Source organism: Phenylobacterium sp., assembly GCF_020402505.1.
In the GTDB taxonomy this organism is placed as follows: Bacteria; Pseudomonadota; Alphaproteobacteria; order Caulobacterales; family Caulobacteraceae; genus Phenylobacterium.
This window is the reverse complement of sequence record NZ_JADBZL010000131.1, coordinates 1-18,951: the sequence shown is the minus strand read 5'-3', so window position 1 is coordinate 18,951 and position 18,951 is coordinate 1. Positions and strand designations below refer to the sequence as shown.

The following is an 18,951-nucleotide window of genomic DNA, read 5'->3' as shown; positions in this document are numbered from 1 at the left end:
TTCAACGTCTTAATTGCTCCCCCAAGGGGGAGCTGTCGGCAAAGCCGACTGAGGGGGCGCAACGGCCCCTCCGCTGACCCCCTCCGGCCCGCTTCGCGGTCCACCTCCCCCTGGAAGGTGGAGGCATTCCAGGCCCCGCCTTCCCCGACGTCCCCCCGCCCCGCCGCTTGACGACCGTGCCCCCCGCGCCCATCAAGCGGGGCGATGACCCTCGCCTCCCTTGCAGACGCACCCGCCGCCGCCGAATGGCGCAGCCTGGTCGAGAAGACCCTCAAGGGTCAGCCCCTCGACACCCTGGTCTCGGCCACGGCCGAGGGCCTGCCCATCGCCCCGCTCTACCTGCCCGGCGAGGGGCCGCGCACCGCCCTGGCCCTGCCCGCCCGCGACGCCGAGCGCCCCTGGGACCTGCGGGCCGCCGTCGCCCATCCTGACCCGGCCCGGGCCAATGCCGACCTGCTGGCCGACCTCAAGGGCGGCGCCGCCTCGGCCCTGGTCCGCATTGACCCGACGGGCGCCGCGGGCGTCGCCATCGGCTCCGCCGCCGGCCTAGCGGCCGCGCTCAAGGACATCATCCTGGAGATCGCCCCCGTCGCCCTCGACGCCGGTTTCCTTGGGCCCCAGGCCGCCGACTGGCTGGCCGGGGTCGCCCGCGGCTCCCCCTCCGCCAAGCTCAACTTCCACATGGATCCCTTGAGCGCCCTGGCGGCGCAGGGCTCCAGCCCCGGACCGGTGGAGTCCCACCTGGTCTCCGCCGCCACGGTCGCCGCGCGCCTCGCCGCCCGGCACCCGCAGGCGGGCCTCTTCCTCGCCGCGGGCCGGGTCGTCCACGAGGCCGGCGGCGGCGAGGCGGCGGAGTTGGCCTTCGCCGCGGCCAGCGCCCTCGCCTACGCGCGCGCCGCCGTCCGTGCGGGCCTGACCATGGAGGAGGCCTGGGGCGGGACCTGGCTGGGCCTGTCCGCCGACGCCGACTACTTCGTCACCCTCGCCAAGGTCCGCGCCGCCCGCGCCCTCTGGGCCCGGATCACCGGCGCCTGCGGGGTCTCCGTCCCCGCCCGGATCGAGGCCCGCTCGTCCGGCCGCATGCTGGCGGCGAAGGACGCCTGGACCAACATGCTGCGCCTAGGCGCAGCCTGCGCCGGCGCGGCCATGGGCGGGGCCGACGCCATCGTGCTGGGGACCTTCACCGACCCCCTCGGCCTGCCCACCGCCTTCGCCCGCCGCCAGAGCCGCAACACCCAGCTGGTCCTGATGGAGGAGGCCCACATCGGCCGCGTCGCCGACCCGGCGGCCGGGTCGGGCTATATCGAGGCCCTGACCGATTCCCTGGCCCGCGCCGCCTGGGCCCGCTTCCAGGCCCTCGAGGCCGCCGGGGGCGTCATCGCCGCCCTGGAGTCGGGTCTCGTCCTGCGCCAGGCCGAGGAGGCCGCCGAGGCCCGCGCCGCCGCCGGCGAGCCCCGCATCGTCGGCGTCACCGCCTTCCCGCCGGAGTCCGAGGCGCCCATCGAGGTCGAGGCCGCCCCCGCCGCCCCGGCCGCCGCCGCCCCCGACCCGCGCCTGCCGGGGCCGGACACCAAGTGCCCGCCCCTCGTCCCCGTCCGCCTGTCCCAGGCCTGGGAGTTACGCTGATGACCCGCGCCTTCCCCGACTTCGCCGCCCTGGACTACGCCCCGCCGGCCGACGCCGCCCCGGCCGCCGGCGCCGCCTGGACCACGCCCGAGGGCATTGACGTGGCGCCCGCCTACGGCCCCGCCGACGTCGCCGGCCTGGCCGATCCCGGCTTCCCGGGCCTCGCCCCCTTCACCCGGGGCCCCTACCCGACCATGTACCTCACCAACCCGTGGACCCTCCGCCAGTATGCGGGCTTCTCCACGGCCGAGGATTCCAACGCCTTCTACCGCCGCAACCTGGCGGCCGGTCAGATGGGCCTGTCCATCGCCTTCGACCTGGCCACCCACCGGGGCTACGATTCCGACCACCCGCGGGTGAAGGGCGACGTCGGCATGGCCGGCGTGGCCATCGATTCCATCCTCGACATGCGCACCCTCTTCGACGGCATCCCGCTGGACAGGATGAGCGTGTCCATGACGATGAACGGGGCGGTCCTGCCGATCCTCGCCCTCTACATCGTCGCCGCCGAGGAACAGGGCGTCGCCCACGCCCAGCTGTCGGGCACCATCCAGAACGACATCCTCAAGGAGTTCCTGGTCCGGAACACCTACATCTATCCGCCCGGACCCTCGATGCGGATCATTTCCGACATCTTTTCATACACTTCGCGTGAAATGCCGAAGTTCAATTCCATCTCGATCTCGGGCTATCACATCCAGGAGGCCGGGGCGACGCTGGACCTGGAACTGGCCTACACCCTGGCCGACGGCATCGACTATGTCCGCGCCGGCGTGGCGGCGGGCATGACCGTCGACCAGTTCGCCCCGCGTCTGTCCTTCTTCTGGAATGCGGGCATGAACGCCTTCATGGAGGTCGCCAAGCAGCGGGCCGGCCGCCTGCTCTGGGCCAAGCTGATGAAGGAGACCTTCGACCCGAAGGACGCCCGGTCTCTGGCCCTGCGCGCCCACACCCAGACCTCGGGCTGGAGCCTCGCCGCCGCCGACGTCTACAACAACGTGCCCCGCACCCTGATCGAGGCCATGGCCGCGACCGGGGGCCAGACCCAGAGCCTGCACACCAACTCGCTGGACGAGGCCCTGGCCCTGCCCACCGACTTCTCGGCCCGCATCGCCCGCAACACCCAGCTCTTCCTGCAGCTGGAGAGCGGCCAGAACCGGGTCATCGACCCCTGGGGCGGCGCCTACTATGTCGAGCGCCTCACCGCCGAGCTGGCGGAGCGGGCGCTTGCCCACATCGCCGAGGTCGAGGCCCTGGGCGGCATGGCCCGGGCCATCGAGGACGGCCTGCCCAAGCGGCGGATCGAGGAGGCCTCGGCCCGCACCCAGGCCAGGATCGACTCCGGCCGCCAGAGCGTGGTCGGCGTCAACCGCTACCGGCCCGAGACCGCCGACGTCATCCCCGTGCTCAAGGTCGACAACACCGCCGTGCGCGAGCGCCAGCTGGAAAAGCTGGCCCGGCTGAAGGCCGAGCGCGACCCCGCCGCCGTCGAGGCCGCCCTCAACGCCCTGACCGAGGGCGCCCGGGGCAACGCCAACCTCCTGGAGCTGTCCGTCGAGGCGGCCCGGGCCAAGGCCACGGTGGGCGAGATCTCCCTGGCCCTGGAAAAGGTCTTCGGCCGCCACAAGGCGAAGGCCGACGCCGTCCAGGGGGTCTACCTCAAGGCCGCCGGCGACACGCCGGCCAGCGTCCGCGCCCGCGCCCTCACCGCCGCCTTCGCCGAGGCGGACGGCCGCAAGCCGCGCATCCTGGTCGCCAAGATGGGCCAGGACGGCCACGACCGGGGCCAGAAGGTCATCGCCTCGGGCTTCACCGACCTGGGCTTCGACGTCGACATCGGCGACCTCTTCCAGACCCCGGCCGAGGCCGCCGAGCTGGCGGTGCAGAACGGTGTCCACGTCGTCGGCGCCAGCTCCCTGGCGGCGGGCCACCTGACCCTGGTGCCCGAGCTGAAGGCCGAGCTGGCCCGCCTGGGCCGGCCGGACATCCTGGTGGTGGTGGGCGGCGTCATCCCGCCGGAAGACTTCGACGCCCTGCGGCAGGCCGGCGTCGCCGCCATCTTCACCCCCGGAACCGTGGTGCCCGAAGCCGCCATCGAGGTCATGGACCGGCTGAACGAGGCCCTCGGCTACGCCCAGCTCAAGGGGTGAGGGCGAGGGCCGGCGGAATGACCGCGCCCGGCGCTCAAGTGCGAAAATTCAGGGTCGATGTCGATTTGACGCAAGTTTGACGCAGGCATGACGTTCGAGGTGACGCCCTCGGCCCAAAACGGTCCTGCGAACCGGCCAACGCCCCCAAGGGGCATCGGTCGGCCCCGTTTCAACACTTGAAGTCAGGACCAACGACATGAACAAGCCGTCACTCGCTCTGATCGCCATCAGTCTCATCGCCCTGTCCGGCGCCAGCGCCTCGGCGCAGCCCAACCCGGACGAAGTCGCGATCAAGGTTTCCTACGCCGGACTGGACATCAACACCGCCTCGGGCGCCAAGGTTCTCCTGAGGCGCATCGAACAAGCTGCTGCCGACGTATGTGGCGGGGAGCCCGCCAACCGCCTGGACCGCATGAAGACGTTTCGCCCCTGCACCAAGGAAGTCGTGAATCGCACGGTTTCGAAGATTGATTCGCCGGCCCTCACCGCCTTGCTCCGGGATCGCACGGCCACTGCGATGGTTCAACAGCTGGCTGGCAAGTGATCCGCGGGTCCGGCCCAGGCTCAGGCTGCGGCCGGATCCTCCCCTTCAACAGAGGTTGCCCGTCTTCAGGCGCCAGACCGGCTCACCGGAGACCAATCGGGCGAAGCCTGACCCGTCCGGGCTGGATGTCCCCATGAGAATCCGCGGAATGTCCGCGGCGCCTGCCCCCCGAAGCACAGGGCCACGCCGGAGACTCTGGCCTTCGTGACCTGAGCTTCTATACTCCCGCCGCCCTGGTTTCTTGGGTTGATTTGGGGGGAGACGAGGGAGTTGGCGTCCAGTCCGTCGGCGCGCGTCAGGCTTCTTGGCGGCTTTGAACTCTTCGATCCTGATGGGACGCCCGTCCTCATCAGGAGCCGAAGGGCCCGGGGGCTTATGGCGATGCTGTGCCTGGAAGGCCGGGGAGGTCTTCTCAGGGACCGGATCTGCGGGCTTCTCTGGGGAGACCGGCCGGACGAACAGGCGCGCGGCAGCCTCCGCCAATGCCTCTTTGAACTTCGCTCCGCGCTGGGTTCCCAGGCCGACTCCCTGCTTGACGTGGGACGGGAGCGCGTCGCGATCCAACCTGACAGCGTCTTGACGGACACCGACATGCTGCTGGCCGACCTTCAAACGGAAGATCCGGAAAGGCTCGCCGGGGTCGCGACCCACCTCGCGTCAGGACCCTTGCTTGAGGGCATGGACCTGCCCGGCCCCTTCCAGGACTGGCTGGATCAGGCGCGCGGAGCCTGGGAGTCAGGGCTTCTTGATGAGCTTTCCCGTAGGCTCGCCGTCCTTGAGGCGGAGGGACGCTGGGAGGCGGTGCGCCTTCTGTCCGAGGGATATCTCCGGCGGGACCCTCTCCAGGAGTCCGTCGCCGCGGCGGCGATTCGATCGGATGTCGCCAGCGGCAGGGCGGCCGCAGCCCAGCGCCGCTACCTCGCCATCCGGCAGGCCCTGTCGGAGGACCTCGGCGTCGCACCGGGGCCGGAGCTGGAGCGCGCGATCGGGGCCGGGGCCCAGGATGCGCCGCCGCCCGCCCTCGCCACACCCCCTGCGGCCGGGCGCCCCGCGATGGCGCCCCAGCCCGCTGAACCGACCCTGGCGGTGCTCGCCTTCGAGAACCAGTCCGGCGATCCTGGCTTCCTCTACTTCTCCGACGGGATCTCGGAGGAGATCCTGCACGCCGTCTCCCAGACCACCCCGCTGAAGATCATCGGCCGGTCGTCGAGTTTCCTGCTGCGCGGCGCCGAGAAGTCGGCCGCCAATGTGGCCGCAAGACTCGGTGCGACCCATCTGCTCGACGGCTCCGTCCGGCGAAGCGGTGAGCGCGTGCGCATCACCGCCCAGCTTGTCGAGTGCGCCAGCCAGACCGTGCTCTGGAGCGACCGCTTCGATCGCGAACTCTCCGACGTCTTCGCCCTCCACGACGACATCGCCCAGGCGGTGGCGGGCGCCCTGAAGAGCCGGTTCGCCCCCCGCGGCATCGGGGCCGTCGATCCGGTCGCCCTGGATCTCTACCTGCGGGCCCGCGAACTCAGGCCCGATCGGCTGGGATACGACTCCGCCCTGCTCGTCCAGGCCCTGGACCGGGTTCCCGACTTCGCCTCCGGATGGGAGGCCCTCGCCTACAGCGAGGCGGTCGAGGCCCGCTACGGGTTCGATCCGTCGCGCTTCGGCGACCATCTGGCGAGGATGGAGGCCGCGGCGGAGCGGGCCCTCGCCCTGGATCCGGAGACCGTCACGCCGTTTCGCGTGCGCGCAATGACCGCGCCCCTCTGCGGCGCCTATGCCGAGAGCGAACGCCTGATCAACCTTTGCCTGGCGCGGCGGGCGAATGATCCGCTGGACCTGATCCACGCCGGCGGCGTTGCATCCTCCGTGGGCCACAACCAGTTGGCGCTGGCCTATGCCGAGCGGGCCTGCGAACTCGACCCTCTGGATCAGGTCACCTTCAGCGTCCACGCGATCTACCTCGTGGCGGCCGGGCGATGGAGCGAGGCGCGGCGACAGTTCGATCTCGGCATCCGCCGCTGGCCCGACGGGGGCTTTCTGCGCTCAAGCGCCATCGTCAGCGCCATCCAGACCGAGGACTGGGACCTGGTCGATCTTTGGACCCGGGCGTCCGGCGACGCCGGGATCTACGCCGGATGGATCGAGTCCCTGGCCGCCCATGCCCGGGAGGCCCGCATGTCGACCCCGGCGCTCGGCGCACAGTTCCTGGCCGGACAGAAGGCCCTGCTGGAGTCCACGGGCCTGGTCACCCTGTCCCACCTCGGCCGCCTCTGCCATTACGGCCTGGCGGATGATGCCTTCGCCCTGGTCGAGGCCGCAGACTTCAGCCCCTACTTCCTGCGGGGGACCCGCTGCGCTCCGCCGGACGTGGGGATCTCCGCACTCTTCTGCTTCGACCAGAAGGCGCTCCGCGCCGACCCCAGATTCCTGCGCCTGTGCGCCAAGCTGGGACTTTGCGAGTACTGGGCGACGTCCGGCAAGTGGCCGGACTGCGCCGATGAGGTGGACTACGATTTCCGCGCCCTAGCGATCTCCATGGCGTCGCATTGAGAGCTCCGGGCCGACGTCGCCAGACACAAGGATCTTCCGTGACCAAGATGACCCCCGCCGAGGCCATGACCGCCATGCTCGAGGCCCTCGCCCCCAGCCAGCGGCCGTTCGGCTATGGCCAGCTGCTCGAGGCGGCCCAGGGCCTGACTTCCGGCTCGGCGACCCAGGCGGCCCTGATCCTGGGCGTCCTCGGCACATCCCAGTTCGCGCGCATCGCCACCCCGCCGCCGGTCGGCGTCCCGCTCAGCTTCCCGGCCGACCATCGCGTCCACCTGGAGAACAGCGAGGAATGGTACTGGATCAGCGCCAATCTGACCGCCAGCGATGGCGTGACCAAGCTCGGGGTCCTGACGACGACGCAGAACAACCGGCTGGTCCCCCAGGACATCCAGGCCCTGGCGGGCTGGAGCGACGCCGAATCCCACATCGCCCACAGCGAGACCATCGTGGCGGTGAATGACGGAACCCGCAGCTTCGCCGTTCGCCGCAAGCCGAACGTGAACTGGCGGATCGGCGGCGACGACGTGGTCTTCCCGTCTGTGGACCAGCCGCTCTATCGTTGCGGTGACGACGTCATGATCTGGGGAAGCGATCAGGTGCTGCCCCTGCGGGTCCAGTCGGGCGATGGAGACATGTCCGTCGACCTGACCCTGTCCACCGACATGCCCCTGGAAAGCGCCTGGTTCCTCCAGGCGATCAACGGTCGGACGCCGCCGCCGCGGGCGGGCCTCTACTACAGCTGGCCGCAGCTGAAGGTGACCGGAACGGTGACGATCGGCGAGAAGGTCCACGAGGTTTCCGGAACCGGCTGGATCGACCACCAGTTGATGATGGCGACGCCCCCCGACGCCCTCCATCCGCCGCCGCCCATCCTCCCGCCCACCCTCAATGCGCTCGATAACGGCTACCGCGGATGGCAGTGGTGCCAGTTCAATTTCGAGAACGGCGACGCCTACACCGGCGCGACCTTCCAGGACGGGGCTTTCCGCACGAATCTCCCATCGACCTTCAGCGGCTATATCACCAGGGTGGACGGCGTCTGGGTCCCGCAGCAGGTCAATGCGGAATGGCGCCTCGACGCCCTCATCAACACCCTGTCCGATGTCCTTCAGCCCACCGAGTGGACCTACCAGCTGACCGGAACCCATGTCGACGGGTCGGGGGTGACCGCGACGTCGGGGGCGATCGTCGCAACGCCCCTGCATCCTGACGGCGGCTTCTATGGCGGCGGCCTGCAGGTCAACTCGGAGGTCGCCGCCACGGTGATCCTGACCCGCAACCCGGTGTCGGGCCCCGCCACGACCCTGGCCGGCGCCGGGTACTGCGAGACCGTCAGCGCCGAACCCAGCGCGCATTACGTCAAGCGGGCGCTCGCCGTCCTGGCGGGGGAAGCGGCGCCCCCGACGCCCTGAGCCGGCCTCGCCCCGCTCACGGCCCGAACGCGGCGCGGAACTCCGGCTTCACGGCCTCCAGCACAGCCGCAGTCACCGGCAGGGTGACCTCGTAGGCGCCCTCCACATAGGGCCCTGCGGCATAGGGTGCGACCAGGATCCCGATCCGGTTGAAGTGCTTCCGGTCGGAGGATCCCAGGATCACGGCCTGCCCGGAGGGGCGGATGCAGGCGTCGAACTCATCGCCGCTGGCCCGGTCCACAGGGGCGCCGCGGCGCGCCGCCCGCTCCCGGTCCAGGGCCTCGCAGAAGGGCGCGCCGATGGCCGCGTCCAGCGCCTGCGGCGAGGCGAACAGGTCCAGGGGAGGCCGCTCGATTCCCGCCTTCCGGTCCCAGACCAGGGAATCGAACCCCGAATTCGGATGGGCGCCGCCCTCGAAGACGCTGATGTCCTGGGACAGGCTGAGCCAGCCCGGCAGGGTCGCCACCACCTTCCACTCCACCGACAGCGCGTAGGGCGGGAAGGGTCGGCCCGGGTCGGCGGCGGCCTCACGGCGGGCGTCGGCGGCCTCGCGGGCGAAGGTGCGCTTTAGCTGGTCCTGGTCCTTCGCCAGGCGCGAGCGCAGGGCCGGGATGGCGTCCACCGCCGCCGGCCAGCGATAGCTGAAGGTGTAGTCCGCCGTCTTCACCTCGACCCCGCCGGGCATCGACGCCGGGCCGGCGGCGACCAGCAGCAGGGCGAAGGCGGCGGCCAGGGCGCGGCCGGGAGCGGGGAGCTTCAAACGACGTCGTCCGCCGCCGCCTCGGCCAGAAGGTAGAGGCGGCCCGCCTCCGTCGAGAGAAGGGCGCCCACCTCGCGGCCCGAGCGGTCCCGGCCGTTGGCGGTCTCGATCTCGGCCTGGTAGCGGGCCAGGAAGTCCATGACCGAGCGGCGCATCCGCGGCTCCTCCAGCAGGCGTCGGGAGAGCTTGCGGGTCGCGGCGGGGGCCAGGCGACGCACCGTTTCCCGGGCAAGATCTCCCTGCCCCTCGGAGATCATGGTCGACAACTCGTCCACCCGGGTGACGGGCAGGAGCACGGTGGGATCGATGCCCAGGGCGCGAATCTCGTCGGCCAGGAAGTCCAGGGACGCCACATCGGGCCCGGTCCTCTGGCCGTCGTCGTCCACCGTCGAAAGCAGGTCCCGCCAGGTCCAGCCGCCCCCGGTGGGCGGCGTGCGGCCGGGGGCCGGGGCCGCGGCGCCCCGGGCCGGAGCGGGCGACGGCGGCTCGGCGCGGAGACCGCCCAGGGCTTCGGGCGGACCGCCGGCGGCCTCGAAGATCTCCGAAAAGGTCTCGTCGCTGACCCCCTTGGCCGGGGTCAGACGCAGGCGGCGGCGGGGCGCCTCATCTTCCGGTTCCGGGGCGGGCCTTGAGGGGGAGGAAGGCGGCCTTGTCAGCGCGGCCGCGGAAGCCGAGGACGTCGGGGTCTGAGCGCCGCCGGCGACGGCCACCGAGCCCATCATCTTCACCGCCTCGCTCAGCATGTCGAAGTTCCGCCGGACCCGCTCCTGGAAGGCGGCGTCGATGGCCTGGGTCTCCTGGGCGGTGCGGCGGGCCTGGTCGAGCAGACCATCCATGCTCTCCGTCACCGCCTCGCGGACCTGTTCCGCCTGGGAACGGGCCTTCTCGGGCAGGCTGGCGACCCTTTCCTCGATCCGGCCCAGCATGCCGGCCAGCTCGTCCAGGGTGCGGCGGGCTGTGGCGGCGCCCTGCTCCAGCCGGCGGGCTGTGGCCTCCCCGGCCTCCTCCACCATCTGGGCCGAGCGGGCGATCAGGCTGCGAGCCTCCTCCAGACGGGCTTCGAACACCTGGTTGGCCTTCTGGCCAGCCGAAAAGGCGGCCTCGGCGAGCTGATCCACCTGAGCCCGGGCGGCCTCGGCGTTCCGGTCTGCGGCCTGCCGGGTCTGCTCCGCCGCCTGGGTGAGAGCCTCGATGGCGCCGCGGGTCTGCGCCTCCAGTCTCTGGCGCTCCTCGGCGGCGGCGCGGGCGACGGCCTCCAGGGCGTAGCGGGTGGACTGGCCGAACTCGTCGCGCTCGGCGCGGGCGGCGGCGGCGAACTCCTGGAACTGGTTGGCGGCCTCCTGAATCAGGGTGGAGAGGGCCTCGCCGCCCTTGATCGCCGAGTCGCGCATGTCCGCGGCGGACAGCCGGGCCTGGCCGCCCACCTCGGCGAGCCGGGCAAGGTGGGCCTCGCCCTGGGCGGCCAGTCCCTCCTGCTCGGTCTTGAGGGCCGCGGCGGCGGCCTGGAGGGCGTTGCGGCGGGTGTCGAGGGTGGTTTCCACACTCTGCATATGCTCGGCCAGACCTGAACCTGCCCCTTCCAGGCGCACGGCCTGCTGGCCCAGGGACTCGGCCGCCGCCCGGGCGGCCTCGGCCAGGCGGCTCGCCGCCTCGGTGAAGCCGGTGGAGCGGGCGGTGAACGAGGCCTCGGCCTCGCGCAGCTGGGTCTCAGCCAGGTCGGAGACTTCGCCGACCAGCCGCGCCTGCCGGGCGATGGCGTCGGTGACGGCGGTGGTGCGGGCGTCGAGCCCAGAGGCCAGACCCTCCAGGCGCTCGCGCTCCCGGCCCAGGCCTGCGGCCATCTCCTCGGCCGCAGTCCTGGCGGTGCGGGCGGCGACGTCGAGGAATTCGGACTCCACCTGCAGGGCCGTGCGCAGGCCTTCCAGCTGGCGGGAGGCCGTGGCGGCGGCTTCCCTCGCCCGGGCGATTTCGGCCTGCAGGCCGATGACGATCTCTCCGGTGCGGATGCCGGCGGCCACGGCGGGCGCCACCATTTCTTCGGCGAGGCGGGCGGACCTCTGGCTCTCCCAGCGCAGGCGGCGACCCTCCACGAACAGGTTGGCGGCCACCCAGACCAGGCCCGCCGGGCCGATGGCCATGGCGCCCAGGATCAACAGGACGAAGGGGTCGTAGTCGAAGGGCGCCTTGCCCTGCCTGTAGCCAAGGGCGAAGGCGATCGGGGCGAAGGCCCAGAGCAGGGATACGAAGGCCGCGGCCAGCCAGACGGGAGCGTTGGAGTGCGCCTTCGGGGGCGGGCGTCGGGGCATGACGGGCGCCGCCGCAAAGGGCGCCGGGGCTGGCGACTCTGCCGCGGAGGGCGACGGCGACGCCTCCGGGACCTCCGGGGCGGCCGGTGGGGAGGTCTCCCGGGAGGATGGTTCCGGATCGACGGCCTCGGGCCGGTCATCAGCGGGGTGGGACATGGCGCGTAACTTCCGGAAGGCGGCGCAGATGCTTCAGACAGCGCCGAATTCATCCGCTACGGAAAGGACTTAACCACGAAGCTGCGTCCTGAGGAAGCCGAAGTCGCACCCCTCCCCGGCAGGCCGCCCCAACCCCGGCTGATGTTACTTCAAAATCCCCTTACAAACCTCTGAAAATAATCTGATTTCCGATGAAATCTCCAGAGACCAGGCGCCCTCCCGCGCCTGGGGCGAGGCCCGGCCATGGTCAGCCGCCGAAGGTCAGGACGATCTTGCCGAAGTGCTCGCCCGCCTGCATGGCCCGGAAGGCCTCGCGCACCTCGGTGAAGGGGAAGACCTTGTCCACCACCGGCCGGATGCCGTGCAGGGCGATGGCCCGGCACATGGCCTCGAACATCTCGCGCGAGCCCACCGACAGGCCCTGGAGCTTCGCGTTGTTGCCGATCAGGACGCCGGGATTGACCCCCTCGCCCGCCCCGGCCACCACGCCGATGATGGCGATGTGGCCGCCGATCCGCACGGCCCTCAGGCTCTGGTGGATGGTCCCCGCGCCGCCGACCTCCATGATGAAATCCGCCCCGACCCCGCCGGTCGCCTCGCGCACCGGGCGCGACCATTCCGGCGTCGCCCGGTAGTTGACCAGATGGTCGGCGCCCAGCAGCCGGGCCCGCTCCAGCTTGGCGTCGGAGGACGAGGTGACGATGGCCCGCAAGCCCGCCGCGTGGGCGAACTGCAGGCCGAAGATCGAGACCCCGCCCGTCCCTTGCAGCACCACCGTGTCGCCGGGCTCCAGCCGGGCGTCCTCGAACAGCCCCCGCCAGGCGGTGAGGGCCGCACACGGCAGGGTGGCCACCTCCTCGTCGGTCAGGAAGTCCGGGACCTTCGAGACCCCCTCCTGACTGAACACCTGCAGCTCGGCGCCGGCGCCCGGGATGGGGCTGCCCAGGGCGCTGGTCAGCTTCTCCACTGTCGCCCGGCCGGAGGTCCAGTTCTGGAAGAAGAGGGTCGAGACCCGGTCGCCGGGTTTCACCCGAGTGACCCCCTCGCCCACCGCCTCGACCACGCCGCAGCCGTCTGAGAAGGGGGTGATGGTCCCGGCCATGGCAGGCCCGCGGCTATAGACTCCGCCGACCATGAGCAGGTCGCGGTAGTTCAGCGAAACCGCCTTCATGCGCACCAGCACCTGGCCGTGGCCGGGCTTTGGCTCGGGCCGCTCGACCACCTCGACGCGGTCGACGCCCCAGGGCTCGGAAACCTGAATGGCGCGCATGACGATTCCTCCCGGTTCTGGATCAGATTGCGCGCATAGTCCCCGAAGACCGGGCCGACGCAAGGGGCGAGGCCCCCGCCCCTTCAGTCGCCCCCTCACCCCGCTGCGCGGGGAGCTCCCCCGCAGGTCAGCCATTCCTCCACCTTCAGGGGGAGGTGGACCGCGAAGCGGGCCGGAGGGGGGTCAGCGGTCTCACAGGCGCACACGCCCGCGGCTCAGTCCTGCAGTCGTCGGACCCGGTAGAGCCCGACGGCGCCGACGAGGCCCGCCGCCGCCATGCCGGTCATGGCCAGGTAGCCATGGGCCCCGACCGCGTCGAACAGCGGCCCGGAGGCCAGGGTGGCGAGGCCGCTCAGGATTCCGCCCTGCAGGGCGGCGTTGACCAGCTGGGCGGCTGAGGCCGTCTGCGGGCCCGACAGCCGGGCCGCCAGCTGGATCGAGGCCAGGAAGACGGCGCTGTAGGTCAGGGCGTGCAGGGCCTGGAGCGGGACCAGGGCCCACAGCGGCGGCGACAGCGCCAGAAGGCTCCATCGCAGGACGCCCGCGACGCCGCCGATGATCAGCAGGTTCCGGGGGCCGAGCCGCCTCTGAACTCTGGCCCCGAACCACAGGAAGGCGACCTCCACCGCCACCCCGACGCCCCAGAGCAGGCCGGTCAGGTTCTCGGGCAGGCCCTGCGCCTTCCAGGCCAGGGCCGAGAAGGCGTAGTAGAAGGCGTGGGCGGACTGGATCAGGCCCGCCGAGCCCACGGCGAGAAGGAAGACCGGATCCCGAACCAGGGTCTTCAGTCCCTCCCAGCCGCCGCCCTCGCTGCGACCCGCCGCGGCCGGGCCGGGCGCCGGATCCGCCGGCAGCAGCAAACGGGCGCAGACCGCCGTCAGGCCGGCGGCGAAGATCATCCAGGCCAGGGCGACATCCACGGAGACGGCGGTGACAAGGGCGCCGGTCGCAATGGCCGCGCCGATATAGGCCGCCGAGCCCATTCCCCTGGGCAGGCCGTAGTTGAAGCCCTCCGCCTGGGCGCGCGACAGGGCGATGACGTCGATCAGGGGCGGCAGGGCGAGGTAGAGGCTGGCCGCCAGCAGCCAGACCAGGGCCAGGGCCGGCAGACCGTCCAGGCCGGCCAGGGCGAGATAGGTCAGGCAGGTTCCCGCCGCCAGCCAGGCGATGGGCGTGCGGCGCAGCCGGAACCGGTCCGCCCACAGCGCCAGGGCCGGAGAGGTCAGGATCTGGAACAGCATGGGCAGGGACAGGACGAGCCCCACCTGGGCGCCCGTCAGCCCCTTCTCGCTCAGCCAGACCGGCATGAAGGGCGTGCTCGCGGCGCTGCCCACATAGAGAGCGGCGTAGACCAGGCCGAGGCGAAGGGTGGTGGGCATGACCTCCGCTATCGCGAGTCGGCGGCCGGCGCCCCGGGGCTAGGCTTGCGGCGGACGCCGGCGGGCGCCAGATAGGCCAGACCCTTCAGGAGCCCCCATGACCCGGTCCCGTCCCTTCCGGCCTTTCCCAACGGCCGCGGCCGTCACCCTGGTCCTCGCCGCCGGCGGACCCGCCCTGGCGGACCCCTCCCTGCCGCCGCCGCCCGCCATGCCCCTTCCCCCGGGCGACCTTGTCGTCGACCTGGGCCTCGCGGCCCGATGGGTCCCCAGCTATCCGGGCGCGAGCGACATGGCCCTGCGCGCCAGGCCCCTCTTCGGCCTGGAACGGCTGACCCTGCCAAGGGTCGGCGTGGTCGCTGACGGGCCCGCAGAGGGCGCCTTCATCTATCCCTCCGTTCGGGTCGAGGGCGAACGCAGGACCTCGGATCATCCCGAACTCGCCGGCATGCGCGACGTGGACTGGGCGCTCGGCCTGGGGCTCGGCGCGGGGGTGAACCGCGGGTCCTGGCGGGCCTTCGCCGAGGTTCGCGCCGGGGTCACGGGCTATAGCGGCCTCACCGCCCGGGCGGGGGCGGATCTCTTGTGGACGCCCTCCCCGAAGACCGTGATGGCGATCGGGCCCCGGATCGACCTGGCGGGCCGGGACTATGCCCGGACCTGGTTCGGCGTGACCCCCGCCGAGGCCGCGGCCTCCGGCGGGAAGCTGACGGCCTACGCCCCGGACGGAGGCCTGGCCAGCGCGGGCCTCGCCGCCAGCTGGGGGCGGGCGATCAACGACCGGGCCATGCTCCAGGTGGAGGCGGGGTGGGACCGGCGGCTGGGCGATTTCGAGAAGAGCCCGCTGGTCCGGCGCGGCGAGCGGGACGCGGTCTTCATTTCCACCGGCGTGACCTGGCGCTTTGCCTTCGGCGGATCCTGATCCGGGCCGAAGCGGACTTGGCCCCCGCGCCGGGGTCTGATCAGGATGCGGCTCCGCTTCAGGGGATTCCGCATGACCGACCTCAACACCCGCATTCACGAGGCCGAAGGCCGCCTCCTCGAGGAACTGCGTCGACAGCGCCGCCTCCTGAGGGAGGCCAGCGAGGGCGCCTCGGGCGTTTCCATCGGCCAGAAGGTGGCCGACGCCGTGGCGGCCACCATTGGCTCCTGGCCCTTCATCATCGTCCAGTCCGTCCTGCTGGCCGGCTGGGTCACCCTCAACGTGATCGCCTGGATTCAGCATTGGGACCCCTATCCCTTCATCCTCCTGAACCTCGCCCTGTCCTTCCAGGCCGCCTATGCCGGCCCCTTCATCCTGATGAGCCAGAACCGGCAGCAGGACATTGACCGCCGAAAGGCCGAGAGCGACTACCAGGTCAATGTGAAGGCCGAGCTGGAGATCGAGCTCCTGCACCAGAAGATCGACGCCCTGAAGGAACAGGAGCTGGCCGACCTCGCCCGTGCGGTGCGCGACCTGTCGCACATGCTGGAGTCCCGTCGCGGCTGAGGCCTTGCATCCCGGGCCGGTCACGGAAAGGATACCCGGACACAGGGAGGCGCACGCGATGGATCGACCCCATGACAGGGCCCTGAGGGCGAGGGCCGAGGCGGTGATCCCCGGGGGCATGTTCGGCCACCAGTCCACCGCCCTCCTGCCGGACGACTATCCGCAGTACTTCGTGAAGGCGAAGGGCGCGCACCTGTGGGACGCCGACGGCGGGCGGGTGCTGGACCTGATGTGCGCCTACGGCCCCAACCTGTTCGGCTATGGCGACGAGGCCATCGACGGCGCCTTCATCGCCCAGCTGCGCCAGGGCGACACCATGACCGGCCCCGCCCCCGTCATGGTCGAGCTGGCCGAGACCCTGGTGGAGATGATCGGCCACGCCGACTGGGCCCTTTTCTGCAAGAACGGCGGCGACGCCACCACCATGGCCCTGACCGTCGCCCGCGCCCAGACCCGCCGCAAGACGGTGATCCGCGCCCGCGGCGCCTATCACGGCTCCACCCCCTGGTGCACCCCGCGCACCGCCGGGGTGCTGGAGAGCGACCGCGCCCACCAGATCCTCTGCGACTACAACGACGTGGCCAGCCTGGAGGCCGCCGTGGAGGCGGCGGGCGAGGACCTGGCCGCCATCTTCGCCGCGCCCTTCCGGCACGACGCCTTCATCGACCAGGCCGAGCCGGAGGCCGCCTACGCCGCCCGGGCCCGGGAGCTTTGCGACCGCACCGGCGCCCTCCTGGTGCTGGACGAGGTGCGGGCCGGCTTCCGCCTCAGCCGCGACTGCTCCTGGTCGGCCCTCGGGATCGAGCCGGACCTGTCCACCTGGGGCAAGGGCCTGGCCAACGGGCACGCCCTGTCGGCCCTGCTGGGCTCGGACAGCGCCCGGAAAGGGGCCGAGGCCATCTACGCCACCGGCTCCTTCTGGTACCAGGCCGCCCCCATGGCCGCGGCCTTGGAGACCCTGCGGCGCATCCGCGAGACCGACTATCTGGAGAAGCTGGAGGGCCTGGGCGAGCGCCTCGCCTCGGGCCTGTCCGAGCGCGCCTCCGCCGCCGGCTTCGGCTTCCGCATCACCGGCCCCGGCCAGATGCCCCTCTTCCTGTTCGACGAGGACCCGGACCTGCGCAAGGGCTTCTTCTGGTCCAGCGCCATGCTGGCGCGGGGGGTCTACGTCCACCCCTGGCACAACATGTTCCTCTGCGACGCCATGACCGAGGAGGATATCGACCAGGCCCTCGACGCCGCCGAGGAGTCCTTCGCCGAGCTCCGCAAGGCCGCCCCCGGCCTCTCCCCTGTGGCCAAGATGGCCTTCCTCGCCCAGACCCGGTGATCCCATGACCCCTGAAGAGTACGCCGCCCTCGATGGCCTGGGCCTCGCCGAGGCCATCCGGAAGGGGCGGACCACGCCGCTGGAGGCCGTGGACGCCGCCATCGCCATCATCGAGCGCCGCAACCCCGTGCTGAACGCGGTGGTCCACACCGCCTTCGAGGAGGCCCGCCGCCAGGCCCTGGGCGACCTGCCGGACGGCCCCTTCCGGGGCGTGCCCTTCCTGATCAAGGACCTGGCCATGCCCGTCGCCGGCTGGCCGCGCACCTCGGGAAGCCGCTTCGCCCGGCACATCGTCGACCGGCAGGATGGCGGCCTGACCGCCCGCTACCGCCGCTCCGGCGTCATCCCCCTCGGCAAGACCAACACCCCCGAATATGGCATTACCGGGACGACCGAGAGCGCCCTTCTGGGCCCCTGCCGCAACCCCTGGAACCCTGGCCATATCGCCGGCGGCTCCTCCGGCGGATCGGCGGCGGCGGTGGCTTCGGGCATGGTCCCCCTGGCCCACGCCAGCGACGGCCTGGGCTCCATCCGCATCCCCGCCGCCTGCTGCGGGCTCGTCGGCCTGAAGGTCACCCGCGACCGGGTGCCCAACCTGCCGGACGGCTTCGACTACGCCGCCGGCTTCGTGGTCGACCACGTGGTCACCCGCACTGTGCGCGACAGCGCCGCCATGCTGGACGCCACCGATGCGCCCGAGCCCGACAACCCCTACCCCGCCCCGCCCAAGGCCGGGCCCTACCTCGACGAAGTCGGCCGCGCGCCGGGACGGCTGCGCATCACCTGGTCCTCCGAGACCGCCTCGGGCCGGCCCATCGACCCGCAGATCCAGGCCGCCCTGGAGCGCACCGCCGACCTCCTTCGCCGCCTCGGGCACGATGTGGTGGAACAGGGGCTGGGCATCGACTACCGCGCCCTCTACGCCGCCCGGGGGCCCGTCTCGGGCGCCAACTTCGCCGCCGGCATGGCGCGGCTGATCGAAGAGGTCGGCCGCGAGCCCGAGCCGGACGAGCTGGAGCCCCTGACCTGGGCATCGCTTAAGGGCGGCCGCAAGGTGACCGGCGAGATGGCCCTGCGCTCCCTGCAGGAGCTGCGGATGTTGAACCGGGCGACCCTGGCGGCCTTCCGCGACCGCGACGTCCACCTGACGCCGGTTCTGGGAACCCCGGTGCCGGAGATCGGCTTCATCGACCCGGTCAACCTGGAGCCGAAAGAGGTCAACCGCCGCCAGGGCCAGGTCTTCCCCTTCACCCCGCCCTTCAACTTCTCCGGCCAGCCCTCCCTGTCCCTGCCCCTGGAGACGACTGCGGACGGCCTACCGGTCGGCATGATGTTCACCGCCCGCTACGCCGATGAGGCCACCCTCTTCCGCCTCGCGGGACAGCTGGAGCGCGAGGCGCCCTGGGCCGGTCGGCGGCCGGGCCTCTGGGCGTGAGGGGCCTGCCCCGCCGGGATTGGCTCGCCCTCGCCGCCCTCAACGCCTTCGTCGCCATCGCCATGGGGGCCTTCGCAGCGCACGGGATCTCCGATCCCAAGGCGGCCGAGTGGCTAAGGACGGGCTCGCAGTACGCCTTCTGGCACACCATGGCGACCTTCGCCTCGGCGGCCTTCATGGGCATGGGCGCGCCCCGCGCCCGCTTCGCCCCGGCCTTCTTCCTGACCGGATCGGTGATCTTCTCGGGAAGCCTCTACGCCATGGCCTTCGGCGCCCCGCGCTGGCTGGGCGCCATCACCCCCATCGGCGGCGTCCTCTTCCTCATCGGCTGGGCCTGGCTGGCGGTGTCAGCGCGGGACCTCGACAGGCCCCGCTGACCCCCTCCCCCGGCTTCGCCGGGAGCGCCTCTTCATTCCTCCCCCCAGGGGCAGGGCTATCGCATATGGCCGAGCATGGAGAGCAGGAAGGCGTCGTCCCATCCGGCGCGCTTGAGCTTCTTCTTCATTGAGCCCTTTGCGGGGTGATGCCTGGCGATGTTGAGGGCAAGTTTTCTGAG

14 protein-coding genes and 1 pseudogene are annotated in these 18,951 nt (G+C 71.7%); 10 read left to right on the top strand and 5 right to left on the bottom strand.

The genetic code is table 11. From position 1 onward, the window contains the following. Positions 1-204 precede the first annotated feature (204 nt). From IM632_RS09725 to IM632_RS09705, 5 genes are all read left to right on the top strand, one after another. A complete protein-coding gene (locus tag IM632_RS09725) occupies positions 205-1,626 on the top strand; it encodes a methylmalonyl-CoA mutase family protein (protein WP_296499286.1) in 1,422 nt (473 codons plus the stop codon). Then, positions 1,626-3,776: a methylmalonyl-CoA mutase gene (gene scpA / locus IM632_RS09720; RefSeq protein ID WP_296552275.1), complete on the top strand. Its 2,151-nt coding sequence runs from the start codon at positions 1,626-1,628 to the stop codon at positions 3,774-3,776. Before IM632_RS09725 ends, scpA begins: the two co-directional genes overlap by 1 nt. Positions 3,777-3,972: 196 nt before the next feature. Beyond that, positions 3,973-4,320, top strand: coding sequence for a UrcA family protein (locus IM632_RS09715; protein ID WP_296481296.1), 348 nt, complete (start codon positions 3,973-3,975; stop codon positions 4,318-4,320). Between the two features lie 576 nt (positions 4,321-4,896). Further along, positions 4,897-6,864 (top strand): BTAD domain-containing putative transcriptional regulator, encoded by a 1,968-nt coding sequence (locus IM632_RS09710; RefSeq protein WP_296481294.1) that lies wholly within the window; start codon positions 4,897-4,899, stop codon positions 6,862-6,864. A 47-nt stretch (positions 6,865-6,911) separates the two neighbouring features. Beyond that, a complete protein-coding gene (locus IM632_RS09705; RefSeq protein ID WP_296481318.1) occupies positions 6,912-8,276 on the top strand; it encodes a lipocalin-like domain-containing protein in 1,365 nt (454 codons plus the stop codon). Positions 8,277-8,292: 16 nt separating this feature from the next. Here the strand turns inward: IM632_RS09705 and IM632_RS09700 are convergent, their stop codons facing one another. From IM632_RS09700 to IM632_RS09685, 4 genes are all read right to left on the bottom strand, one after another. Beyond that, on the bottom strand, positions 8,293-9,036 hold the full coding sequence (locus tag IM632_RS09700) for a DUF4163 domain-containing protein (RefSeq protein ID WP_296481291.1): 744 nt from the start codon (positions 9,034-9,036) through the stop codon (positions 8,293-8,295). Next, complete coding sequence (locus IM632_RS09695; protein WP_296481288.1) at positions 9,033-11,498, bottom strand: polar localization protein TipN; 2,466 nt, start codon at positions 11,496-11,498, stop codon at positions 9,033-9,035. The genes IM632_RS09700 and IM632_RS09695 overlap by 4 nt, the downstream gene beginning before the upstream one ends. A 247-nt stretch (positions 11,499-11,745) precedes the next feature. After that, positions 11,746-12,768 (bottom strand): NAD(P)-dependent alcohol dehydrogenase, encoded by a 1,023-nt coding sequence (locus tag IM632_RS09690; protein WP_296481285.1) that lies wholly within the window; start codon positions 12,766-12,768, stop codon positions 11,746-11,748. Between the two features lie 215 nt (positions 12,769-12,983). Continuing rightward, on the bottom strand, positions 12,984-14,147 hold the full coding sequence (locus IM632_RS09685) for an MFS transporter (RefSeq protein WP_296481282.1): 1,164 nt from the start codon (positions 14,145-14,147) through the stop codon (positions 12,984-12,986). Between the two features lie 97 nt (positions 14,148-14,244). Between IM632_RS09685 and IM632_RS09680 the strand changes: the two genes are divergently transcribed. The 5 genes from IM632_RS09680 to IM632_RS09660 all read left to right on the top strand — a co-directional run bounded on the left by IM632_RS09680 (position 14,245) and on the right by IM632_RS09660 (position 18,772). Continuing rightward, on the top strand, positions 14,245-15,066 hold the full coding sequence (locus IM632_RS09680) for a MipA/OmpV family protein (protein ID WP_296481278.1): 822 nt from the start codon (positions 14,245-14,247) through the stop codon (positions 15,064-15,066). Positions 15,067-15,138: 72 nt separating this feature from the next. Continuing rightward, a complete protein-coding gene (locus tag IM632_RS09675) occupies positions 15,139-15,633 on the top strand; it encodes a DUF1003 domain-containing protein (protein ID WP_296481275.1) in 495 nt (164 codons plus the stop codon). Between the two features lie 58 nt (positions 15,634-15,691). Beyond that, positions 15,692-16,960: an aminotransferase class III-fold pyridoxal phosphate-dependent enzyme gene (locus IM632_RS09670; protein ID WP_296499281.1), complete on the top strand. Its 1,269-nt coding sequence runs from the start codon at positions 15,692-15,694 to the stop codon at positions 16,958-16,960. Between the two features lie 4 nt (positions 16,961-16,964). Further along, positions 16,965-18,395 carry an amidase family protein gene (locus IM632_RS09665; protein ID WP_296503929.1) on the top strand — a complete coding sequence of 477 codons (1,431 nt, stop codon included), beginning with the start codon at positions 16,965-16,967 and terminating at the stop codon, positions 18,393-18,395. Further along, on the top strand, positions 18,392-18,772 hold the full coding sequence (locus tag IM632_RS09660) for a DUF423 domain-containing protein (RefSeq protein ID WP_366817521.1): 381 nt from the start codon (positions 18,392-18,394) through the stop codon (positions 18,770-18,772). The genes IM632_RS09665 and IM632_RS09660 overlap by 4 nt, the downstream gene beginning before the upstream one ends. A gap of 56 nt (positions 18,773-18,828) precedes the next feature. Here IM632_RS09660 and IM632_RS09655 read toward each other — a convergent pair. Next, positions 18,829-18,951, bottom strand: a pseudogene (locus tag IM632_RS09655) (ISAs1 family transposase); the annotation flags it as partial.